This window comes from Mesorhizobium sp. M0340, from assembly GCF_040321535.1.
Lineage (GTDB): Bacteria > Pseudomonadota > Alphaproteobacteria > Rhizobiales > Rhizobiaceae > Mesorhizobium.
This window is the reverse complement of the sequence record NZ_JAMYRR010000069.1, coordinates 1-1540: the sequence shown is the minus strand read 5'-3', so window position 1 is coordinate 1540 and position 1540 is coordinate 1. Positions and strand designations below refer to the sequence as shown.

At 59.0% G+C, this 1540-nt stretch carries 1 protein-coding gene; it reads left to right on the top strand.

Annotation, left to right across the window (positions count from 1 at the left end):
* Window positions 1-74 precede the first annotated feature (74 nt).
* Window positions 75-1232 (top strand): IS110 family RNA-guided transposase, encoded by a 1158-nt coding sequence (locus tag NKI79_RS33080; protein WP_352620090.1) that lies wholly within the window; start codon window positions 75-77, stop codon window positions 1230-1232.
* Window positions 1233-1540 lie beyond the last annotated feature (308 nt).

The following is a 1540-nucleotide window of genomic DNA, read 5'->3' as shown; positions in this document are numbered from 1 at the left end:
GAAGATCCTATGGGGATGGAAGGCGACCAGCGCTCTGCCAGAGTGAAGTCGCCAAACATCACCTGGAGGTCAGCATGCAAGCCAACACCACCAAAGCCCCGGCCGCTATCCGCGTCGATCTTGCCGCAATATTTGTCTCGTTAGAACTGTCTCGTTCAAAATGGCTCGTGACTTCGCTTTCGCCAGGTGGGGGCGAGAGAATGTCCAGACACCTCGTGCCGGGGGGCGACATTCCGGGTTTGCTCGATCACTTCGCAGAGCTGCAACGAAAGGCGGAAGTGCGGACAGGGCAGCGTTTCCGGGTCATATCAATCCAGGAAGCTGGTCTGGATGGATTCTGGATCCATCGGGTCCTCGAACGCGAAGGCATCGAGAGTTATGTCGTGGACCCGGCATCCATTGCCACATCGCGTCGCCGCCGGCGGGCCAAGACCGACAGGATTGATGGGGAAGCACTGGTTCGAGCGTTGTTGGCCTACAACCGCGGCGAGCCTCGGGTTTGCGCGATGTTGCGAGTGCCAACGCCGGAGGAGGAAGACCGTCGCCGGTTGGTGCGGGAGCGGAAGGCGCTGACGAACGAGCGGATCAGGCATGTCAACAGGATAAAGGGCCTTTTGTTCAGCCAAGGTGTGTCCGGATACGAACCGTTGAAAGGCGATCGACGCAAATGCCTCGACGCGCTCATTACCGGAGATGGGCGTCCACTGCCGCCAGCGCTCATGGCGCAGATCAGCCGCGAGCTTGATCGCATCGAGTTGCTGATCCAGCAGATCAAGGATGTTGAAGAGGCACGCGACGCCTTGCTCGTCGCGGCAGATGAGCCAACACCGGCCCTGCTGCTCAGCCTCAAGGGAATAGGTCCGGAGTTCGCGGCCGTCCTGTGGTCTGAGGGATTGTCGCGCAAGTTTGACAATCGACGACAGGTTGCCGCCTACGCTGGTTTGGTGCCAACGCCCTGGCAAAGTGGGCAGATTAATTGCGAGCAGGGAGTCTCGAAGTCCGGCAATCCTAGGCTCCGGTCGACGCTTGTCCAGGTTGCGTGGCTCTGGGTGCGCCATCAACCCAATTCCGCACTCAGCCAGTGGTTCAGGGCGCGAGTCATCCAGAATGGTGGCCGGTACAAGAAGACGGCGATCATCGCCCTCGCTCGGAAACTGCTTGTTGCGCTGTGGAAATACGTGAACGCCGGAGTCGTTATAGAAGGAGCTCTCCTGACGAAACCATCAGCGTAGACGCCAATCGATCATAACAATCTCCAGGCCGATCGGGCCTGGCAGATCCTCGGTAGACGAACCGACGAAACTCATGGCCTCAACAGCCGCCGCTGAAGAATGGTTTCGTCTCTTGGGTCCGAATCCGCCGCAAGCGGGATCATGGAACAGGTGCATGCGCCCTGACCGAATATAAGGTGGACTGGGTTCGTTCGCGAACCGCGTCACGCAAACGGACCCATCGAATGGATCTGCGGATTGCCCGGAGGTACATGACAATGTCGACGTGACGCCGTTTGTGGTTGACCATCCCCATATAAGAGTTTCGG